Here is a 21,066-nt window from a genome sequence, read left to right on the forward strand (position 1 = left end):
CCCTCCTCAGCTACCTAGGTGGCCGAGTGCCCATAGCAGTATGGATTTCTGCGCGTGGATGCGGTTCTCGGCCTCGTCGAACACCACCGATTGCGGCCCTTCGAACACCCCATCGCTGACTTCGTCACCAACATGCGCGGGAAGGCAGTGGAGGAACTTCGCATCAGGTTTGGCTGTCGCCATTAGCGCTTCGTCGACCCGATAAGGCTCCATCGCCGCGAGCTTCGCTTCGGCATGGTCCTGGCCCATCGAGATCCACGTATCGGTGACGATGACATCTGCCCCTTGCGCGGCTGTGCTTGCATCGTGCGTCAAGGTGACCTGCGCCCCGCCCGTACGGGCCATTTCGACGAATTCGGCGTCCGGCTCATAGCCGGCCGGCGTGCCGACACGGACATTGAACTTCATCAGTCCCGCAGCTTCGAGGATGGAGTGCAGCACATTGTTGCCGTCTCCCAGCCAAGCCAATTCGAGCCCCGGCAGCGCCTTGCCATGCTCGATCACAGTCAGGAGATCCGCGACGATCTGGCATGGGTGCGAGCGATCGGTCAGACCGTTGATGACCGGAACATGAGCATAATGCGCCAGCTCCTGCGCCTTGGCATGGTCATCGGTCCGGATCATGATTGTATCGACCATACGGCTGAGCACCCGCGCCGTATCGGCAATGGTCTCGCCGCGGCCCAGCTGGCTGGTCGCGGTGTCCATGATCAGCGTGGTGCCGCCAAGCTGACGCATGGCGATATCGAAACTCACGCGCGTGCGGGTCGAACTCTTCTCGAAAATCATCGCGAGCACATGGCCCTCGAGCGGCTTGTCAGCGTCGGCTCTGCCTTTCGGCCAACCCTTACGAGCAGCCTTGCGATCTTGCGCATCGTTCAGCATCGCGGCGATGGCATCACCGCCGGCATCGCCCAGGTCGAGGAAGTTGCGCACCTTCGGTGCCAGGTCCAGCAGGCTTTCGCTAGACATCAACTCGCTTCCGGATCATAGCTGGCCGTACCGGCAGACAGCTTCTCGAAGAACTCATCGATTTCGGCATCGCCGATGACCAGCGGTGGAAGCACGCGCAGCGTGTTATCGCCGGCGGCTACAGTCAGCAGTTGGTGGTTGTCGCGCAAGTGGACGAAGAAGGGCCGGCTTTCGACCTTCATCTTGATCCCAAGCATCAGACCCTTGCCGCGAACAAGTTCGAACAATTCGGGGTAGTTACCGATGAATTGCTCCAACCGCGTACGAATGCGCTCGCCTTTCTCGCGCACCTCGGCGAGGAATTGCTCGTTCGCCACTGCTTCCATCACGGCCTTGCCCGCCGCCATGGCGAGCGGGTTGCCGCCATAGGTCGAGCCATGCGTGCCGAAGACCATGCCGCGCGCAGCCTTCTCGGTTGCGAGGCATGCGCCGAGCGGGAACCCGCCACCGATGCCCTTGGCTGTGGCCACGATATCAGGCGTGATGCCATATTGCTCATGGGCGTAAAGTGTGCCGGTGCGGGCAACGCCGCACTGCACCTCGTCCAGCACCAGCATCAGGTCGTTCTCGTCGGCCAGCTGACGCAGTCCTTGCATGAACTCCTCCGAGGCCGGGCGGATGCCCCCCTCACCCTGGATCGGTTCGACCAGGAAACCCGCCGTGTTCGGACCCATTTGCGCCTTGGCGCTCTCCAGATCATCGAACTCGGCATATTTGAACCCGGCAAGCAGCGGCAGGAAGCCGTGATGCATCTTCTCCTGATTGGATGCGCTGATCGTTGCCATCGTGCGGCCGTGGAAGGCATTCTTGAATGTGATGAGTTCGTACTTCTCGTCGTCGCCCACAGACTGGTGGTAAGCGCGCGCGGTCTTGATCGCCGTCTCGACAGCTTCCGCACCCGAGTTGGTGAAGAACACCGTATCGGCAAAGGTATTGTCGACCAGCATCTGCGCCAGTTCTTCGCCTTGCGGGCTGCCATAAAGGTTGGAGACATGCATCAGGGTCTCGGCCTGACGTTGGATCGCACCGATCAGCCCCTCATGCGAATGTCCCAGCAAGTTCACGGCGATGCCGCTGGCGAAGTCGAGATAGCGCGTGCCGTCTTCGTCGATCAGGTGGCAATGCTCGCCGCGCACAGGCCGCACGCCGCAACGAGGGTAAACTGGCATCAATGGGGAAATGGTCATCGGATATCTCCGGAAGAATTTCGAAACGAGTCAAACGACAAATGGCGGCCCCGCAAGGAGCCGCCACCCATCAATCAATAAGAGGCTTGTGCCGCCATCGCCGGCGGCTGGCAAGCCCGGCTGTCAGCCCTCGACGGGCGCGAGGTTGACAGCCGAATATTTCCCTCGTCGGTCGACCTCGAGATCGAACTCGTAACGCTCTCCCTCATTGAGGCCGTGAAGGCCCGATCGTTCGACCGCGCTGATGTGCACGAATGCATCGGGCTGGCCATCATCGCGCACGAGGAAGCCAAAGCCCTTCATCGAATTGAAGAACTTGACCGTGCCGGTCGCTCTTTCGCCGGTCAGCTCGCGCTGAGGTGGAGCGCTCTTCTGTTCGACAGCGATGACTTCGCCTACGACCTGCAGATCCTGCGCCGAAACCTTGCCGCCGCGATCAACCAGGTTGAACTCAAGCTCCTGCCCTTCGGCAAGGCCTTCCAGTCCGGCTCGCTCGACAGCGCTGATGTGAACGAAAACGTCTTCACCGCCGGTTTCCTGCTGGATGAAGCCGAAACCCTTTTGCGAATTGAAGAACTTTACCGTGCCTTTGCCGGTCCCGACGACTTGGGCAGGCATGCGGTTGAAACCGCCCCCACCACCGGCGCCACCGCCTCCGCCGCCGCGAGGACCACCGCCCCCACCGCCGCCGAAGCGATCGCCGCCGCCGCCACCGAAACGGTCGCCGCCACCACCGCCGCCGAAGCGATCACCGCCTCCGCCGCCAAAATTGTCACGTGAACCGAAATCGCCACCACCCTGGAAAGGATCGAAGCTGTCTTCACCGAAACCGTCGCGCTTGTCCCTACCGCGGCGACGCCCTTTATCGTAACCCATAATTCTAGTCGTATCCTGTCACGCCGCCCAAACACTCAGCATGGAAGATCCGGGCCGCAAACTGGATCTGCCACAGCAGGAACGTGTAGAATCGACCTACCCCCGCCTTTCAAACCCCCTGCATAGCGTGAAAAACCACGTGTTGCGAGCGATTTGACATTTGTTGCTTTCTTGCCGTTCTTTTGTGACATTTTCGCATATCGAGCCGGGGAGCAGGTATGTTCTGGCTTGTCTGCTGCTCGATGCATCGGCAGGACGTGATACAGGAGTGCAGACCATCCGGCCTGCAAAGAGAAGGTGAACCCACGTGAGCGATTTTCGCAAGCTGTCAGATACCGTGTCAGCCAGCCCGCAGATTTCGCTGGCCGACCTCGAAACCGCAGGCACGGATGGTGTAGGCCTCATTGTGTGCAATCGCCCCGATGACGAAGAACCCGGGCAGCTCAATGTAGGTGAGATCGAGGCTTCGGCGAAAGAGCGCGGCATGGCATTCGCACACATTCCAATTACGCACGCGGGTTTCAGCCAAACCCAGGTCGCAGCGATGCGCGAAGCGTTGGATAATGCCGAGGGCAAGGTGCTCGCCTATTGCCGCTCGGGAACACGCTCGACCCTGTTATGGGCGCTGGCGGAAGCATCAATCGGGCGCGATCCCGATGACATCGCCAGCCGCGCGATGGCGGCCGGCTACGATGTTTCGCCGGTCAGGCCGGCAATGGATATGCTCGCATCACAGGCTGGCGGATAGCTGGAGAATGAGCGCGGCGGCCATCCAGTTTGTCGGATCCCTGCTTGCGATCCTGGTTCTGGCGTGGATAGCAAAGAAGCTTGGCCTCGGCGGCGAGTTACGAATCGAAAGCGAAGACCATGCGCGTCAATTGGCCGACGAGGTTTTGAACGGGTTCGACCCTCAAGAGATTGAAGTTGGTAGCGACGGTCGGTCCGCAATCATGCGCGATGGGTCCGGGCAGGTTATGATCATGCGCCAGCACGGCAACAAGTTTGCCGGTCGCCTTCTTGGTCCCGGCAGCGGCTCGGCAGTCGAGGAAGATCGGCTGGAAGTGCGGACGGGAGACCGGCGCTTTGGTGATTTGCGGATGAAGCTTTCCGATCCAGGCCCATGGCAAGAACGGATTGCTGCGATAGCCGGATCACGCCATGCCTGACTTTTCACCGGTGGACTACGCCGTGCCAGGGTTTGTCTTGCTCGTCCTGATCGAAATGGTGTGGGCGCGGAAGCGGCGTCCGGATGCCTACGAGCCGAAAGACACGCTGGTCAGCCTCTCCTTCGGGCTCGGGAGCACGGTCGCGGGCGTCCTGTTCGGCGGCTTCGTCGTCGCGCTCACGCTATGGGTCTACGAATTCCGCCTGTTCGATATCGGGTGGGAATGGTGGGTCTGGCCGATCGCCTTCGTGCTCGACGATCTTGCCTACTATGTTTTCCATCGCACAGCCCACCGGGTGCGCTGGTTCTGGGCGGCGCATGTCAATCACCACTCGAGCCAGCATTACAATCTCTCGACCGCGCTGAGGCAGACCTGGACCGGCTTCTTCGCCGGCAGTTTCCTCTTCCGCCTGCCTCTTATCCTGATCGGCTTCCATCCCGGGATGCTGGCGATCTGCGCTGGCTTCAACCTGATTTACCAGTTCTGGATCCACACCGAGGCGATCGACCGCATGCCGCGCTGGTTCGAAGCAGTGATGAACACGCCAAGCCACCACCGCGTGCACCATGCGACCAATCCGCGCTATCTCGACCGCAATTACGCAGGGGTCTTCATCATCTGGGACAAGATGTTTGGCACGTTCGAAGCGGAAACCAGCGATGAGCGCATCCGCTACGGCATCGTCAAGCAGCTGGGCAGCTTCAACTTGCTGTGGGCAGTGTTTCATGAATGGATCGGAATTGCACAGGATGTCTGGCGCGCGCCGTGGCGTCACAAATTCTCCTACCTGTGGCGGCCACCAGGCTGGACGCATGACGGCAGCCGTGACACTTCGGACATGATCCGCGAGCGGTGGTTATCTCGGCAAAGACGGGTCCCGAATGAAAACCCGATTGCGAGAAGCGAGAGGCCCGCCTAGCCTTTCTTCAAAGTGAGGATAATCATGGACCAGTTCGACTATATCGTCATCGGCGGAGGTAGCGCGGGAAGCGCCGCAGCTGCGGGCTTGGCCAAAGATGGCACCAAGCGCGTTTGCCTGATCGAAGCAGGCGGCGAGAACAAGCACGTTTTCACCCGCACGCCCGGCTTTCTGGGCTTTATGCCCAAGAGCAGCACCTGGCGCTTCGATACCGAGCGGATGGAAGCATTGAACGGACGGGTCGGCTACCAGCCACGCGGGCGCGGCCTCGGCGGATCGAGCGCGGTCAATGGCATGGTCTATATTCGCGGTCATTCATGGGACTACGACAACTGGGCCGCACTCGGCTGCACCGGCTGGGCCTGGGACGACGTATTGCCCGTCTTCAAGCGACAGGAAGGCAATGCTCGCGGCGGAGATGAATACCATGGCGCTGATGGTCCGTTGCGCGTGAGCGATGCGATCAGCCCCAGCCCTATCGGACACGCCTTTATCGACGCAGCCGCCAATTTGCAGATCCCGCGCAATGACGATTTCAACGGCGCACGCCAGGAAGGCGTCGGGGTCTACCAACTTACGCAAGGCAATGGCGAGCGCTGGTCCTCATCGCGCGCATTTATCGAACCGCTCGAGAATTCCTCCAATCTCGACATCCGAACGGGTGCGCTGGTCGAGCGGATCGAGATCGAAGACGGGCGCGCGACGGGTGTAACCATCAAGCGTGGGCGCAAGCGCGAGACGATCAAGGCGACGGGCGGCGTGGTGCTATCGGCGGGCGCATTTGGCTCCCCGCAAATTCTGATGCTGTCGGGTGTTGGACCGGGTGAAGAGCTGCGCAAGCACGGCATCGATGTGAAGCTCGACAAGAATGCGGTGGGCGCAGACCTGCAGGATCACTGCGATTTCCTCACCAGCTATGAGCTCAACGACCTCAGCCTGTTTGGTGGGTCGCTGCGCGGAATCCTTGCTGTGGCGAAGTCGTACTTCGAATATCGTAAGCATCGCACCGGCTTGATGACTTCGAACATCGCGGAAACCGGAGGGTTCGTGAAGATCCGCCCCGACGCCCCCGCGCCTGATGTGCAATATCATTTTATGCGAGCCATCATCCAGGATCACGGGCGCGAGAAGCTGAAGGAGCACGGCTACTCGCTCCATGTGTGCGTCTTGCGCCCGGAAAGCCGGGGCTGGGTCAAACTGAACAGCGCTGATCCAAGCGATGCGCCTTCGATTAACCCGAATTTCCTTTCGGACGATCGCGATATGGAACTGCTCAAGGAAGGGGCGCGTTTGATGGCGCGGATCGCGGAAACACCGCCGCTCTCCGAGACCGGTGCACGCGATCGCCACCCGATCGATTACAATGATGACGAAGCGCTGGAAAAGCGCATTCGCGAAGTGTCGGACACGATCTATCACCCTGTCGGCACGTGCCGGATGGGGCCCAACGACAATGACGTGGTCGATCCGACGCTGGCATTCAGGGGCGTCGAGAACCTCTGGGTTGCCGATGCATCAATCATGCCGCGCCTTGTCTCCGGCAACACCAACGCGCCGAGCATCATGATCGGCGAGCGCTGTGCCGAATTCGTCAAGGCAGCGGCCACCGCCTGATCCTGCGCTACCTACGAAAAAGGGGCCGGAGCTTAGCGCCCCGGCCCGGATAGTCGTATGTTCGCAGGAGGAACATGGGGAGGCGGGCAGGGATGGAGAGGAGAGAAATCCCCACCCGCCAATCTCGTGATCAGTTGTAAGCGCGTTCTCCGTGTTCGGAGATATCGAGCCCGTCCACTTCGCTCTCTTCATCAACCCGCAGGCCGATCAGGAGCTTGACGATGAGACCAGCAATCAGCGTGCCGACACCGGCCCAGCCAATCGTGACAAGGACACCGAAAGTCTGGGTCCAGAGCTGCTCGCCAACCGCGGTCGAGCCGTCGCCGGGGCCGCCGAGAAACGGCTGGTAGACCAGGCCGGTGCCGATGGCGCCAACGATGCCGCCCACGCCGTGAATGCCGAAAGCATCCAGCGAGTCGTCATAGCCAAACCTGGCTTTGATCTTGGCGACGAAGAAGTAGCAGACTGCCGAGGAAGCGATGCCGAGGAGGATCGCGCCGAATGGCCCGCTATTGCCCGCAGCCGGGGTGACTGCGACCAGGCCAGCGATGATCCCGGAAGCGAAGCCCAGAGCGGACCCCTTGTGGCCCATCATCCGCTCGATCACCATCCAGGTCAGCGCAGCAGCAGCCGTCGCGACAAAGGTGTTGAGCATGGCGAGGCCGGCAAAGGCATCGGCTTCAAGCGCCGAACCTGCGTTGAAGCCGAACCAGCCAACCCACAGCAGGCCTGCGCCGACGAGCGTTAGCGTCATCGAGTGCGGAGGCATCGGCTCAGCGGGATAACCGCGACGCTTGCCCAGCAGGTAAGCCAGTACAAGACCTGAAACACCCGCGTTGATGTGCACCACAGTGCCACCAGCGAAGTCGAGCGCGCCATCTTCGAACAATAGTCCGCCGCCGGCCCAGACCATATGCGCGATCGGGAAATAGACGATTGTCAGCCAAATCGGCACGAATGCCATCACGGCGGTGAACTTCATGCGTTCAGCCGTCGCGCCCAGAATAAGCGCAGCAGTGATCGCCGCGAAGGTCATCTGGAAGCTGATGAAGACGAACTCGGAGATCACTTCGTCGGAGAATGTCGCCGCGGTGCTCTCGTAGGTGCTCGCCATCAGGAAAGCATTGCCCCAGCTGAAGAAGGCGTTGCCTTCGGGGCCGAATGCGGTGGAGTAGCCCCACATCACCCAGACCAGCATCGCCAGCGCGGCGGTAGCGCCGACCTGCGTCATGGTCGAAAGCATGTTCTTCGAGCGGGTCAGGCCGCCATAGAACAACGCCAGGCCCGGCAGGATCATCAGCAGGACCAGAAGGGTGGATGTCATCATCCAGGCATTATTGCCCGGATTGGGAACGGCAGCGGCAGCTTCAGCCGCTTCCTGTGCGAAGGCGGCGCTGCTGGCGAAAAGCGCAGCGCCCGTGGCCGCGAGGCCGGAAAGTGTGCGGATCATTGGGGTGCCCCTCATGTCGATTAGAGCCCTCATCACAGGGCGGTGTCGCCGGTTTCGCCGGTGCGAATGCGAGTTGCCGAAGCGAGGTCGAAGACGAAGATCTTGCCGTCGCCGATGCTTTCGGTGCTGGCGGTTTGCTGGATTGTCTCGATCACTTGCGGCGCAAGGTCGTCACCGGCTGCAATCTCGAGCTTCACCTTGGGAAGCATGTTGGTCGAGTATTCGGCCCCGCGATAGATCTCGGTCTGGCCTTTCTGCCTGCCGAAACCCTTGACCTCCGAAACGGTCATCCCGGCGACACCGATGCCCGAGAGCGCTTCGCGCACCTCGTCGAGCTTGAATGGTTTGATTATGGCGATGATGAACTTCATCCGTGCCCCTTTCTATTGGCCGGCCCCGTCGCCGACTTCGCACATGCAGCAAGGGGCATGCCAGAATCAGAATGTCTCAGAATTACAGGTATTTACACACTGGGCAGTCGCAGGCGCAATTCCCTATTTGCTTAGAAATTAGGCAAATGGTGATATTTTAGGCACTGCGGAGCGTGGCCCAGACCGGCAAATGGTCGGAAGCCTGGGCAGACAGCACGGTATGATGCACGTCTGCTTCGTGACATGACCAGTGATCGGATGTCACTATCCGATCGAACCGCGCCAGCGGTTGCCGACTCGGGAAACTGCGCCCCGGCGCAATCATGGTCCAATGAGCGCCAAAAACCCGCATAGCGCCGCTCACTCGCCCCCATTGGTTGAAATCGCCCATCAATACGGTTGGTTTGTCGGAACTGCTTTCCCGCAACTTGCGCAGGATCGCCTTGATCTGGTCGCGGCGACGCAGGCCGGAGAGGTCAAGATGCATGCCGACGACGCGGAATTCCTGACCGTCATGTTCGAGGTCGGCGCGCACCGCACCGCGCGGTTCGAGAGTAGGTAAATCCAGCGGCTCTGAATCGATGATCTTCATGCCTCTTCTCACAAGCAAGGCATTGCCGTGCCAACCGAGGCTGCGCGCCCTGCGCGATACCGGGACCGCGCGCCACGGGGAATCGTCCAGCGCCGCGCGAGGGATCACGCTTGCTCGCTGGCCGATACGGCGGTCGACTTCCTGCAAGGCGATGACGTCGGCATCGATCTCGCGCAAAACCGAGAGGATGCGTTCGGGATCGCGCTTGCGGTCAAGCCCGACCGCCTTGTGGATGTTATAACTGGCGAAGGTCAGCTGCACGTTGGTGACTTAACGCATCGGCTCGCGATCAGTGCCTGCTTATCCTGCAATATAGCGATCGGTAGCGCGGGTCGGCAGCCCGTCGATGCTTTTCGTCCGTCCAGCGGTCTTAGCCTCCCACTCCTTGGGATCGGACTGCGCATGCGCTTTCTTGAGCGTCTCGCGCTCGCGCTCATATTCCATGAAGGGCACGCCCCAGCCGCATGAGGTCTGCACGCTTTCGACATCGATCACGAAGATCTGCCGTGTTCCCGGCAGCAAGGTGAAGTGCGCTGCCAGTGCTTCCCACTCGTCGTCCTGCGGCAGCACCGGCCTGCCCTTGCCGTAGATCCGCAGGATCAACGCGGGCCGATCAAAGTTGCAGAACATCACCGTAATGCGCCCGTCCGCTGACAGATGCGCATGCGTCTCGTTGCCCGAGCCGCCCAGGTCGAGATAGGCGACCCGCGTAGGCGACAGCACGCGGAACGCATCGTAACCCTTCGGGCTGAGGTTGATCCGGGCATCCTCGGCCGCTGTAGCGACGAAGAAGACCGGCTGCTTGGCGATCATTGCGACGTGCTTGTCTTCCAGGGCATCGAAGAAATCGGCCATCAGATAAAATCCTTCAGCGTTTGCATGAACCGCTCGAACTGGTCGTGATGGAGCCAGTGCCCGGCCTGTTCGAATTCGATCACTTGGGCATTATTGAAATACCGGATGCGGCCATCTTTCTCGGGATTCGAGGCCCAGCTGTCCGCACCGTAAAGCAACAGGGTCGGCGCGATGATCGCACCCCAGATCTCGTAGAGGAATTCGTCAGCTATATCCTCCACGCCCCAGACATTGAGATGCGGATCGAATTTCCAGGTGTAGGTGCCGTCTTCATTGCGCGTGACGCCATGGATTGTGAGGTGCCGTGCCTGCTCTTCGGTGAGGTAGGAATTCTCCTCGATCATGCGCGCAAAGGCATCTTCGATACTCTTGTATTTGCGCGGAGAACGGCCCGAAGCGGCGCGCTTCTTGCCGATCCATTCGGCAAAGCGCTCGGGATAGGGCGTCTGGCGCATTTCCTCCTGACGCGAGGGACTGGGACCCAGCCCTTCGATCGCAACGATCTTCTTCACCATGTCCGGAAACACCCCGGCATAGCGTAGTGCGACATTGCCTCCCATCGAATGGCTGACGATCGTCACCGGCCCTGCGCCAAGCTGATGAACCAGCTGCGCAAGATCGTAGACCATGTCGTTGGAATGGTAATTCCCGTCAGACACCCAGTCCGAATCGCCGTGTCCGCGGTGATCCATGGCCACGACGTGCCAATCGTCGCGCAGCTGCTCTGCCGCCCAATCCCAGTTGCGGGCATGGTCGCGCCCGCCATGCACCATGACGAGCGGCGGCTTGTCGCTGTTGCCCCAATCGAAGTAGTTGAGCTTGAGGCGCTGCGAGACAAAGGTCTGCGATGTGGGTCCTGAACCGTTCATGGCACTTCCATGCCGCGCGGCGCGCGCTCTCGCAAGCTAGCGTTCCTTGGTGGCGGAGAATTTAAGCTCCGGATTCTTCTCTTCCTGGTAGCCGACATCCCACGGGCTTTTGGCGAGGAAGACGAGGTCGCCGTCGCGATCCTTGGCCAGGTGCGCACGGTTGAAGTTCTCGAATTCGTCGAGCGCCGCCTGTTCGCCCTTCAGCCAGCGGGCCGTGGCGAAGGGCGAATCTTCGAGCATGGCCTCGACCTTGTACTCGGCGGAAAGCCTCGAGATCAGCACATCGAGCTGGAGCTGGCCGACGACGCCAACAATCCATTGCCCGCCGATCTCTGGGTAGAAGACCTGGATCACGCCCTCTTCGCTGAGATCGTCCAGCGCCTTCCTGAGCTGCTTGGTTTTGGTCGGATCCTTGAGCTGGACCCGGCGCAGGATTTCCGGCGCGAAGTTGGGCAGGCCGGTGAAGCGGACCTGGTTCTTCTCCGACAGTGTATCACCCACGCGCAATGTCCCGTGATTGGGGATGCCGATGATATCGCCCGCTTCCGCGGTGTCGGCAATCTCCCGGTCCTGCGCGAAGAAAAGGATCGGCGAGTGGATCGCAATCGGCTTGCCGAGGCCCGAAGGCGTCAGCTTCATGCCGCGTTTGAAGGTGCCCGAGACCTGCCGCATGAAAGCGATCCGGTCGCGGTGGTTGGGGTCCATATTGGCCTGCACCTTGAAGATAAAGCCGGTCACCTCGCCGTATTCGGGCGAGATCTGCGCATCGCCCGCTGGCTGAGGGCGCGGCGGCGGTGCCCAGCGCGCTATCGCATCGATCAGTTCCTCGACACCGAAATTCTTGAGCGCAGAGCCAAAGAAGACCGGAGTGAGATCGCCGTTCCGATAGGCTTCGAGATCGAATTCGGGATAGCCGATCCGGGTCAACTCGATCTCTTCGGCGCGTTCCTCGTCCAGTTCGTCCACAAGACCATCAAACGGTTCGCGCGTGCCGAGATATTCCTTGCTGTCGCCTTCGGGCTTCGCAACCGTATCGCTCGCAAAATCGAGTACGCCCTTGAACAATCCGCCCATGCCCAGCGGCGCGCTTTGCGGCGAGACATCGAGCGCCAGTGCATCGGCCACTTCATCGAGGATCTCGAACAGCGGACGCCCTTCGCGATCGACCTTGTTGACGAAGGTGATGATCGGCACGCTACGCAGGCGGCACACTTCGAACAGCTTGCGCGTTTGCGGCTCGATCCCCTTGGCAGCGTCGATCACCATGATCGCCGAATCGACCGCGGTCAGAGTGCGATAGGTATCTTCGGAGAAATCCTCGTGCCCCGGGGTATCGAGCAAGTTGAAGGTGATGGTCTCGCCATCATATTCCTTCTCGAACGTCATGACGCTCGAGGTCACCGAAATACCGCGCTGCTGCTCGATCTTCATCCAGTCCGAACGGGCCCGCCGCGCCTGCCCGCGCGCCTTGACCTCGCCCGCGAGGTGGATCGCGCCGCCTTGCAGCAGGAGCTTCTCGGTCAGCGTGGTTTTCCCCGCGTCAGGGTGCGAAATGATCGCGAAAGTACGGCGATTGGACATGGTGTGTCGGTCTGCTCGGCCTAGCGGCGCAGCTCCGCTCCCTGCTTGGCTGCCGCTGCGACAATCTTGTCCGAAATCGCCTTGATCTCCTCGTCGGTGAAGCTCTTTTCGCCCGGCTGGAGGGTGACTTCGACAGCGACTGATTTCTTGCCTTCCGGCACGCCCTGTCCGGCGAACACATCGAAAACACGCGCGCTGGTGATCGCCTGCTTGTCCGCACCGTTTACGGAGCGCACCAGATCGCCCGCCGCGAGATCGACAGGGACAAGGAATGCGAAATCGCGCGTGATCGCTTGCAATGCGGGCGGCGCGTAGGCCGGGCGAGCAAAAGAGCCGCCGCCCTTTCGCGGAGGAATTGCATCGAGGAACAGCTCGACTGCCATCACCGGCCCATCGATATCGAACGCCTTGAGCGTGGCGGGATGCAGCGCGCCGAAACGTGCCAGCACGTTCTTGGGTCCGAGCCGAAGCGTGGCGGACTGGCCCGGGTGGAACTGCGACCCCGCCTCTCCCATCACCATCAGGTTCGCGACCGGAGCACCTGCGGCTTCGAGCAGCGCCAGCGCCTCAGCCTTGGCATCGAACGCGTCGAAGCTTTCAGCCTTACCGTTATCCCAGCCGCGCGGCGTCTTCTCGCCGGCGAGCAATACGCCCAACGTAGGTCGTTCGTCGCTCGCACCTTTCTCGCCGCGGAAGTAGCGCCTTCCGATTTCGAACAGGCGCGAGCTTGCCGCGCCGCGATCCTGGTTGCGCTTGGCCGCAGCCAGCAATCCCGGGATCATCGACGGCCGCATTGCCTTCATGTCTTCGCTAATCGGGTTCTCGAGCACCCAAAGGCCGCCATTGCCTTCAGTGAAGTGATCGGCATCGGCTTCGGGAATGAACGACCATGTCACAGCCTCGTTGAGCCCGCGTGCGGCAGCGGCACGACGCAGTTTGCGCTCGGCTGCCTGTTCCGCAGTCGCAGTCGGGCGCGCGACGCCATCCGCGCGCGGCAAGGCGACGCTTCGCACCGCATCGAGCCCGTGAATCCGGACGACTTCTTCGACAAGGTCTGCAGCGCCTTCAATATCGTGGCGGCGCGGCGGGCAGGAGACCTGCCAGTTGGGCCCCACTTCGAAGCCAAGGCTTCCCAGGATCGCACGTTGCTCTTCATCGCCAACTGCGATGCCGCCCAGCTTTTCCGTCAGCGCAGGATCGAACGCGACCTGCTTCGGCGCGGTCGGCGGTGAACCGGCGCGCATGACTTCGCTCGCCTCGCCGCCGCAAACACGCTGGATCAAACTGGTCAGGATCGCGAGACCGTCATCGAGGAATTCGGGATCGACCCCGCGCTCGAACCGCGTACGGGCATCCGAGGCGAGCCCCAGTTTGCGCCCAGTCACACCGATCCGCTCCGGGTCGAAATAGGCGATCTCGAGCAGCACGTCGGCGGTACCTTCGGTCACACCCGAATGCTCGCCGCCCATGATCCCGGCGATGTCGTGCACGCCCGCATCGTCCGCAATCACCGTCATACTGGAATCGAGCGTGTAGGTCTTCTCGTTGAGCGCCTCGACCTTCTCGCCATCCTTGGCGCGGCGCGCCACGACGGCGCCTGTCAGCTTGGCGAGGTCATAGGCGTGCGCCGGGCGGCCGAAAGCCAGCAACACATAATTGGTGATGTCGACAATCGCGCTGATTGGGCGCTGGCCCGCTGCAATCAAACGTCGCTGCATCCAGTCGGGCGAGGACACCGTGTTGTCGACGCCCTTGATCACGCGGCCATAGAATGCCGGGCAGCCTTCGGAATCGTCGGTACGAATTTCGACCGGGCACGGCCCGGCCGCTTCGATCTCGGACACTTCGATCGGTTTGAACGTGCCCACGCCCGCCGCCGCGAGATCGCGGGCGATGCCATAGACACCCATGCAATCGGGCCGGTTGGGCGTGATCGCCACATCGAAGATCGGCGAGGCGTCACTGTATTCGGCAAAGCTCGATCCGACCGGTGCTTCTTCGGGCAGTTCGATAATGCCGTCGTGCTCGTCGCCAAGTTCGAGCTCGCGCACCGAGCACATCATTCCATTGCTTTCGACGCCGCGAATCGCGCTCTTGCGCAATTCCATTCCGTTCGCCGGGACCACCGCACCAGGCAGGCCCAGCACGCCTTTCATTCCCGCACGCGCATTGGGCGCGCCGCAAACGACCTGCAGCGGATCGCCTTCCCCGGTGTCTACAGTGAGCACCTGCAGCTTGTCGGCATCGGGATGTTTGGCGGCGGTCAGGACCGTGGCCACACAGAACCCCTCCAGCCGATCCGCCGGGTCTTCGAGCCCTTCGACCTCGTGTCCTATCCGGTTGAGCGCAGCCGCTATTTCCGCCGCGCTCGCTTCGGTTTCAAGGAAGTACTTGAGCCATTCGAGCGAGAACTTCATGCTTTCGCCCCTACGCCTGTGGACAATGTCGGCTGGTCGAGATGCGAGAAACCATAGTGGTCAAGCCAGCGCTGATCGCCATCGAAGAAGGCCCGCAGATCGTCCATGCCGTATTTCAGCATCGCGAGCCGGTCGACGCCGACACCGAAGGCGAAGCCCTGCCATTCATCGGGATCCAGCCCGGCAAATTGGATTACCTTGCGGTTGACCACCCCGCTGCCGAGCAGCTCCATCCAGCCATGGCCGGGCGCATCGCCATCGCCGCCGAGCACGCGGCGGCCGTTGACTTCTTCCCAGCCGACATCGACTTCGACCGAAGGCTCGGTGAAGGGGAAGTAGCTGGGGCGCAGGCGCAGAACGATATCCTCGCGCTCGAAAAACGCCTTCAGGAACGTCTCCAACGTCCATTTGAGATGACCGAGATGGATATCGCGGTCGATCACAAGCCCTTCGACCTGGTGGAACATCGGCGTGTGCGTTGCGTCACTGTCGCTGCGGTAAACGCGGCCCGGGGCGATAAGCCGGATCGGAGCGCCTTGCTCCACCATGCTGCGGATCTGCACCGGCGAAGTATGCGTGCGCAGCAGCATCCGGTTCCCGTCGGCATTGTTGTCGCTTTCGGGGAAATAGAACGTGTCGTGCATCGCACGTGCCGGATGCGTCTCGGCCATGTTGAGCGCGGTGAAATTGTGCCAGTCGTCTTCGATCTCGGGGCCGGTCGCGACCGAGAATCCCATATCGGCAAAGATCTCCGCCAGCTCGTCCATCACCTGGCTGACCGGGTGGACCGAACCTTTCGGGGCCGATGATGCGGGTAAGGATAGGTCGACAACCTCGCGTGCCAGCTGCGCATTGAGCGCCGCTACATCGAGCTCGGCCTTGCGCGCAAGAAGCGCGTCCGTAACCGCCTGGCGCAAGCCGTGGATCTTCGGACCCTCGGTCTGCCGCTCTTCGGGGTTCATCTTGCCCAATGTCTTCAGCAAGGCAGAAATCGAGCCCTGCTTGCCGAGATATTCCACACGCAGCTTCTCGACCGCATCGGCATTGTTCGCCGAAGCAATCGCGGCCAGGGCCGTCTCGCGCATCTGATCCAATTCACTCATGCGGGGAGCCTCTAGCGGCAACTGCCGCAATGCTAAAGCCCAGTTTAGCGGTCCGGGACGCCTGCGGGCTTGTAAAGTGCCTGGTGGGCAACTCCCCCGCCCATGTTGGTAACCGATACCGCCGCTCCGACAAGCGGGTGCGCCAGCGCAGCATAATCGCTGGGCGTCATGTTCATGGCAGCCCTGAAGTCGCGGATGAAATGGGCCTGGTCGGCATAATGCGTGTCGAGCGCACTTATCCATCTCATCGAGGGGTCCAGCATGTATTTGCCAAGGCTGCGCAAGAAGCGCTGGCGCCGCAACAACACACCCCCGGTGAACCCGAAATGCCGCTTGCAGAAGCGCTCGAAAGTACGTGTGCTCATCCCCGCCATCGCCGCGATCGGCGGTACCGAAGTGGCTTCCGGGGAGAGCGTGCTCATGTGGACCGCATGTATCGTGCTTTCATTCGCCGGCCTCGCCCCCATCAATTGTCTCAGGGTTGCGTTGATCCGGCCTACAGCATTCGGCAGATCATCTCCGTCCTCACGCAGCGATTCGAGCAAATCTGCAAGCGATCGATCGGCCGGCGTTTCTCCGATATTACTGAACCGATTGGCCATCGTACTTGCAGGTATCCGGATAAATCGCGCCCAACCTGCCGGCGTAAAGCCGATGCCCCAGAACTTGCCGTTGCGAATGCGAAGGTGGGTAACCTTGTCCGTTGGTCCAGACAGAACCGCAGGCGGAACGGTGGCAAGCGGAAATTCTCCGATGCTTGCTTCATAGATTTCTGCAGTGCCGGTCCTGACATTGGCCTCCTCGGGAGGGAGCCAGTCTTCGATAGTGGTCCCTTGGGCCACTTCGGTCCGGTAATAGCCTGACAGGTATGGTGCGAGATCGGGAGGCGGCCCAGCCAGCCGGAGGCGCAGGCCGTTGCTCTCATGTTCAGCAAAATTCACCGATTCTTCGGACAAAGGCGACCCTCCGGCTGCGCCCGACGCTCAGCCCGAAAACTTTCATAGGTGTTTGAACTGAAAAGAAAAGGGCGGCCCAACAGGGCCGCCCTTTGATATTCACAAGTCGTTCGCGATCAGGCCGGAAGCGCGTCCTTCGCCTGCTTGATGATCGCATTGAAAGCCGCCGCCTCGTTCATGGCGAGATCCGCCATGACCTTACGATCGAGCTCAATGCCGGCAAGTTTCACGCCGTGCATGAACTGCGAGTACGTCAGACCTTCGGCGCGGACCGCTGCGTTGATCCGCTGGATCCACAGCGCACGGAAATTGCGCTTCTTAACCTTGCGATCGCGATACGCGTACTGGCCGGCCTTTTCGACGGCCTGGCGCGCGATGCGAATGGTGTTCTTACGGCGACCGCGATAGCCCTTGGCCTGTTCGAGGAGCCGCTTGTGCTTGGTGCGGGTGGTGGTCCCGCGCTTGATGCGTGGCATGTCAGTATATCCTTCTAGAAACTCGGTCCCGGCCCGTCTCCGTCTCCTAGCGTCCTATCGCTTCGCTGCTTGAGGACAAGGGGAGGGGGTTGGAGCCGCTCTTCGATTAATCCAGCCCGTATGGGGCCCACTTTTTCACGGTCTTAGTGTCGGCTTCTGACAACACCTTGGTGCCGCGGTTCTGGCGGATATACTTCGCATTGTGGCTGATCAGACGGTGGCGCTTTCCGGCGACACCATGCTTGACCTTGCCGGTGGCGGTGATCTTGAAGCGTTTCTTCACACCACTCTTGGTCTTCAGTTTGGGCATTTTCATCTCCTAGTGCAGAGACACGTCCAACCGGCCCTGGCAGCCCTTTCAGCCAGGCAGGCTCATGAATCACGTGTCAGTGAAGGGCGCGCATTTAGCGTTTCGCGCGAGGATTGCAAGCTTTGCGGATGCTGTCAGGGCAGACGCCATTCGAAATCTACGAGTGCTTCGCTCACCTCCCACAACCGCTTGGCGACGTCCTCCTTGAGAGCGCGCCTCTCGATCTCGGCGTCTCCCACCGGGCCGCGCGCGTCAAACAAGCCCCGCGGACCATAATAGGCTCCGCTTTCGGCGCGCAGATCAGCCGCTCCGAGAACCGTCGGAAATGCGCCGAGCTCGGCCGGCTGAGCGAAGATGGCGTTCGAGATCGAATAGATGCCCGCCATCACTGCATTGGGCCCGGTGCTGGTGAGAGAAGTCGCCGAATAGCCGGGATGGCAGGCGATCGAAGCGACGGAAGAATCGCCAGCCCGGAGCCTGCGGTGCAATTCGATCGCAAAGACAAGGTTGGCATACTTGCTCTGCGCATAGGCTCGCGATCGTTCGTAACCACGCTCAAGCATCAGGTTGTCGAAGTCGATCCAACCAAATTTATGCGCAATCGACGATACCGTGACGATCCTGCCTCCCGCCTCACCCACAAGCGGGAAAAGCAAACCCGAAAGGAGGAAGTGGCCAAGGTGATTGGTGCCAAGCTGCATTTCGAACCCGTCGGCAGTCTTCTGCTTGGGAGTCTGCATGATCCCGGCGTTGTTGATCAACGCATCAAGCGGGCCAAAGTCATTTGTGACCTGTTCCGCCGCCGACCGTACTGACGACAAGTCGGCAAGATCGATCTGGACAAGACTGATTTTGCCCGGTCCGCACAGGCTCACTTCAGCGACGGCAGCCTCGCCCTTGGCCTGGTCCCGCGCACCGATAACTACATCGGCATTGTTCTTGGCAAGAATTTTGGCGGCTTCGAGGCCGATGCCTGAATTGCCCCCGGTGATGAAGTAACGCTTGCCCTTAAGATTGGGAAGCTCGCCAGGCGTCCAATCCCTGATCCCGGTATCGATAATCTTCGGCACGCTCAGCCTCCTATCAGCCCATCGCTTCGAGCACGTCTTCAAGGCGCGCGGGATCGCCGAGCGCAATCACTCTTCCGTCACTCGCGGCATCGAGCGGATTGCCTTGCCAGTCGCTCATGATGCCGCCTGCACCCTCCACGACGGGAACCAGCGCGGCATAGTCATATAGCTTGAGCCCGGCCTCGATCACCAGATCGACGTGGCCACTCGCCACTAGGGCGTAGTTGTAGCAATCGCCGCCGTAGATGATCTTGCGTTCGGCGACCGATTTCGCGACGCCCATGAAGGCATCGACATCGTCTCCAGAAAACTGATGCGGGGTCGTAGTCGCCAGAACCGCGTCGGACAGCTCGCGGCACGGCGCGACCTGTGCGGGCTTTCCGTTGAAAGTCGTCCCTTCGCCGATCCGGCCGACCCAGCGCTCCTGCGCGATTGGCTGGTCGATGACGCCAAGTACCGGCCAGCCGTCCTGCACGAGCGCGATAAGCGTGCCGAATATCGGGCGTCCGGCAATGAAGCTGGTAGTGCCGTCGATCGGATCGAGAACCCATTGGCGGCCGGCGCCTTCGTTGCGTGTGCCGAATTCCTCACCAATGATCCCGTCATCGGGCCGCTGGTCCTCGATGATCGCGCGCATGGCAGATTCGGCGGCGCGGTCGGCCTCGGTAACAAAGCTGCGATCGGCCTTTTGCTCCTGCGACCACTCGCCGCGAAACAGCGGACGGATTGCCGCACCGGCGGCTTCGGCAAGAGCATTGGCCAGAGCAAGATCACTGTTGGAAGTCATGGCCCGAGCCTTTCGTTGCGCCGATCCTTCCGGTCAAGACACAAAGCTGCTAAAGCACCCTCCGGGTAGCCAATGAAAACAGGGTCCATAGCGCAATGTCGTTCGACAATGCCAAACCAGCGAAGTCGCCGGGAATCCGCTCACAATCGGCCGAGACAGCTGATGGCCAGCCATTGGCCGCCAATCGCGCCCCAGCAAAAGACCTCGCCCCGTGGGTTGCACGAGTATTCACAACAAACGTCAGCATCGAACGCGGCCAGGGTGTTAGCTGCAGAATGTTTTACGACACTCCGATCTTGCGCATGCTGTTCAAAGGTAGCTGGGTTGTCGAGCTGGACCAAGGGAAGCAGGAGTTCAGCGACACGGCTGTGTTCTGCGGGCCGAACTCTAAATGTCTTCCGGTCCATGTAGACGGCGATTTCGTCACACTTTCTGTTGCGCTGAAACCCGGAGCGATGGGCGCACTCGGTCCATTCCCCATGGGCCCTGCGATGGATCGGATTATCGATTATAGTGCATTCGGATTCGACAGAGATAACCTTTTTGCTCGCTTTGAAGGGTTGGTTGGAAACTCCGAAGCGATGATGCTGATGGTCGAAGAGATCATGCGCGAATATCTGGAACATAAGAGCGGAAAGGAACCCGACGCGCTGACACGCGCCTTCGATATGGCTGCGCTGGCCGACCCCAATATCAAGGTGAGCGAGTTCGCCGAACAGCATGAGGTTTCAGCCAAGAAGGTCGAACGGATCGTAAAGCGTGATTTCGGTCTCTCGCCGAAAAAAGTGCTGCGCCGCGCTCGCGCGCTCGACATGGCCGCAATCCTGCGGGGCGTGGGCGACTATGACGAGGGCGATGAAATGCTGCTGCGTTATTTCGACCAGTCGCATCTCAACCGGGAGTTCGTCGAGTTCTTCGGGATGAGCCCAATGCAGTTCGTCCAGACACCATTGCCGCTACTCACCTTGGCGCTTGAGACGCGGCAATCGCGCCGTCTCGAAGCACTGGGGAGGCTCGAAGGCGGCGAAAAGCGCCCTTGGGAAAGCTGACCCTTAGGGCTGCTCGCCTGACGCGAAATGCCCCGCGGAATCGCCGGGCGGTATCACCCTTTTACATCCGCCGGCGTTGCTACCTCGCGCCGCAAGGGAGCGCCTTCGAGTACGACCCAAGTCGAGACAGCCAAGGTCCCCTCACGTCCCGCTTTCGCCCAATGGACTGTATGCGGGGGGATGCGAAATCCCTCACCTGCACCAATGGTCTTTGTCTGAACTTGCGACCAGCCATCGTCCGCGAACCATGATAGCTCGACCGAACCGGAATGGACGACCAGCATTTCCTCACCATCATGGACATGGCGCGGTACGAGGCCATCTGGTGCAAGCGTTATGATACCCGAGACAAGATAACGATCCTCCACCCCGAGGATCGGTCCCTCGACGGCCAGTTGAACGCCGGGTGCGCGCACCGGTTCGACAGGCTTGTGGGACACGCATGC

General features: G+C 60.9%; 22 protein-coding genes. 5 read left to right on the forward strand and 17 right to left on the reverse strand.

Features of this window, described 5'->3' with window-relative positions; genetic code table 11:
- Nucleotides 1–6: 6 nt before the first annotated feature.
- The 3 genes from argF to ACEWMW_RS03490 form a co-directional block, all read right to left on the reverse strand.
- Nucleotides 7–972, reverse strand: coding sequence for an ornithine carbamoyltransferase (gene argF, locus ACEWMW_RS03480; protein WP_409412498.1), 966 nt, complete (start codon nucleotides 970–972; stop codon nucleotides 7–9).
- A complete protein-coding gene (locus ACEWMW_RS03485) occupies nucleotides 972–2,159 on the reverse strand; it encodes an aspartate aminotransferase family protein (protein ID WP_409412499.1) in 1,188 nt (395 codons plus the stop codon). The genes argF and ACEWMW_RS03485 overlap by 1 nt, the downstream gene beginning before the upstream one ends.
- 123 nt (nucleotides 2,160–2,282) lie before the next feature.
- Complete coding sequence (locus ACEWMW_RS03490) at nucleotides 2,283–3,035, reverse strand: cold-shock protein (RefSeq protein ID WP_409412500.1); 753 nt, start codon at nucleotides 3,033–3,035, stop codon at nucleotides 2,283–2,285.
- A 307-nt stretch (nucleotides 3,036–3,342) separates the two neighbouring features.
- Here ACEWMW_RS03490 and ACEWMW_RS03495 point away from each other — a divergent pair, with 307 nt between their 5' ends.
- Genes ACEWMW_RS03495 through ACEWMW_RS03510 form a run of 4 tightly spaced genes read left to right on the forward strand, consistent with a single transcriptional unit; the run spans nucleotide 3,343 to nucleotide 6,734 of the window.
- A complete protein-coding gene (locus ACEWMW_RS03495; protein WP_409412501.1) occupies nucleotides 3,343–3,783 on the forward strand; it encodes a protein tyrosine phosphatase family protein in 441 nt (146 codons plus the stop codon).
- A gap of 7 nt (nucleotides 3,784–3,790) precedes the next feature.
- Nucleotides 3,791–4,201: a hypothetical protein gene (locus tag ACEWMW_RS03500; protein ID WP_409412502.1), complete on the forward strand. Its 411-nt coding sequence runs from the start codon at nucleotides 3,791–3,793 to the stop codon at nucleotides 4,199–4,201.
- A complete protein-coding gene (locus ACEWMW_RS03505) occupies nucleotides 4,194–5,120 on the forward strand; it encodes a sterol desaturase family protein (protein ID WP_409412503.1) in 927 nt (308 codons plus the stop codon). Before ACEWMW_RS03500 ends, ACEWMW_RS03505 begins: the two co-directional genes overlap by 8 nt.
- Nucleotides 5,121–5,144: 24 nt before the next feature.
- Nucleotides 5,145–6,734 (forward strand): GMC family oxidoreductase, encoded by a 1,590-nt coding sequence (locus ACEWMW_RS03510; RefSeq protein WP_409412504.1) that lies wholly within the window; start codon nucleotides 5,145–5,147, stop codon nucleotides 6,732–6,734.
- A 130-nt stretch (nucleotides 6,735–6,864) separates the two neighbouring features.
- Here ACEWMW_RS03510 and ACEWMW_RS03515 read toward each other — a convergent pair whose 3' ends face one another.
- From ACEWMW_RS03515 to hisN, 13 genes are all read right to left on the reverse strand, one after another.
- Nucleotides 6,865–8,184, reverse strand: coding sequence for an ammonium transporter (locus ACEWMW_RS03515; protein WP_409412505.1), 1,320 nt, complete (start codon nucleotides 8,182–8,184; stop codon nucleotides 6,865–6,867).
- Nucleotides 8,185–8,216: 32 nt separating this feature from the next.
- A complete protein-coding gene (locus ACEWMW_RS03520; protein WP_409412506.1) occupies nucleotides 8,217–8,555 on the reverse strand; it encodes a P-II family nitrogen regulator in 339 nt (112 codons plus the stop codon).
- A gap of 157 nt (nucleotides 8,556–8,712) precedes the next feature.
- On the reverse strand, nucleotides 8,713–9,408 hold the full coding sequence (locus ACEWMW_RS03525) for an endonuclease/exonuclease/phosphatase family protein (RefSeq protein ID WP_409412507.1): 696 nt from the start codon (nucleotides 9,406–9,408) through the stop codon (nucleotides 8,713–8,715).
- Between the two features lie 39 nt (nucleotides 9,409–9,447).
- Nucleotides 9,448–10,002, reverse strand: coding sequence for a pyridoxamine 5'-phosphate oxidase family protein (locus tag ACEWMW_RS03530; protein WP_409412508.1), 555 nt, complete (start codon nucleotides 10,000–10,002; stop codon nucleotides 9,448–9,450).
- Nucleotides 10,002–10,871, reverse strand: a complete 870-nt coding sequence (locus ACEWMW_RS03535; RefSeq protein WP_409412509.1) for an alpha/beta fold hydrolase — start codon at nucleotides 10,869–10,871, stop codon at nucleotides 10,002–10,004. Before ACEWMW_RS03535 ends, ACEWMW_RS03530 begins: the two co-directional genes overlap by 1 nt.
- 36 nt (nucleotides 10,872–10,907) lie before the next feature.
- On the reverse strand, nucleotides 10,908–12,452 hold the full coding sequence (locus ACEWMW_RS03540; RefSeq protein WP_409412510.1) for a peptide chain release factor 3: 1,545 nt from the start codon (nucleotides 12,450–12,452) through the stop codon (nucleotides 10,908–10,910).
- 20 nt (nucleotides 12,453–12,472) lie between these two features.
- The gene (gene pheT / locus ACEWMW_RS03545; RefSeq protein WP_409412511.1) at nucleotides 12,473–14,869 is read right to left on the reverse strand and encodes a phenylalanine--tRNA ligase subunit beta; all 2,397 of its coding nucleotides are present in this window, start codon (nucleotides 14,867–14,869) and stop codon (nucleotides 12,473–12,475) included.
- Nucleotides 14,866–15,972 (reverse strand): phenylalanine--tRNA ligase subunit alpha, encoded by a 1,107-nt coding sequence (gene pheS, locus ACEWMW_RS03550; protein ID WP_409412512.1) that lies wholly within the window; start codon nucleotides 15,970–15,972, stop codon nucleotides 14,866–14,868. Before pheS ends, pheT begins: the two co-directional genes overlap by 4 nt.
- 44 nt (nucleotides 15,973–16,016) lie before the next feature.
- Complete coding sequence (locus tag ACEWMW_RS03555) at nucleotides 16,017–16,928, reverse strand: helix-turn-helix domain-containing protein (protein WP_409412513.1); 912 nt, start codon at nucleotides 16,926–16,928, stop codon at nucleotides 16,017–16,019.
- 116 nt (nucleotides 16,929–17,044) lie between these two features.
- The gene (rplT, locus tag ACEWMW_RS03560; RefSeq protein ID WP_409412514.1) at nucleotides 17,045–17,404 is read right to left on the reverse strand and encodes a 50S ribosomal protein L20; all 360 of its coding nucleotides are present in this window, start codon (nucleotides 17,402–17,404) and stop codon (nucleotides 17,045–17,047) included.
- A gap of 106 nt (nucleotides 17,405–17,510) precedes the next feature.
- Nucleotides 17,511–17,714: a 50S ribosomal protein L35 gene (gene rpmI, locus ACEWMW_RS03565; RefSeq protein WP_409412515.1), complete on the reverse strand. Its 204-nt coding sequence runs from the start codon at nucleotides 17,712–17,714 to the stop codon at nucleotides 17,511–17,513.
- Between the two features lie 134 nt (nucleotides 17,715–17,848).
- The gene (locus ACEWMW_RS03570; protein ID WP_409412516.1) at nucleotides 17,849–18,784 is read right to left on the reverse strand and encodes an oxidoreductase; all 936 of its coding nucleotides are present in this window, start codon (nucleotides 18,782–18,784) and stop codon (nucleotides 17,849–17,851) included.
- 13 nt (nucleotides 18,785–18,797) lie between these two features.
- A complete protein-coding gene (gene hisN / locus ACEWMW_RS03575; RefSeq protein WP_409412517.1) occupies nucleotides 18,798–19,571 on the reverse strand; it encodes a histidinol-phosphatase in 774 nt (257 codons plus the stop codon).
- 275 nt (nucleotides 19,572–19,846) lie between these two features.
- On the opposite strand from hisN, the gene ACEWMW_RS03580 reads away from it, so the two are divergent.
- Complete coding sequence (locus ACEWMW_RS03580; RefSeq protein ID WP_409412518.1) at nucleotides 19,847–20,620, forward strand: helix-turn-helix domain-containing protein; 774 nt, start codon at nucleotides 19,847–19,849, stop codon at nucleotides 20,618–20,620.
- Nucleotides 20,621–20,673: 53 nt separating this feature from the next.
- Here ACEWMW_RS03580 and ACEWMW_RS03585 read toward each other — a convergent pair whose 3' ends face one another.
- Entirely contained in the window at nucleotides 20,674–21,060 is a 387-nt protein-coding gene (locus ACEWMW_RS03585) for a cupin domain-containing protein (RefSeq protein ID WP_409412519.1), read from the reverse strand.
- Nucleotides 21,061–21,066 lie beyond the last annotated feature (6 nt).

Source organism: Litorerythrobacter xanthomarinus, assembly GCF_046254955.1.
In the GTDB taxonomy this organism is placed as follows: Bacteria; Pseudomonadota; Alphaproteobacteria; order Sphingomonadales; family Sphingomonadaceae; genus Qipengyuania_C.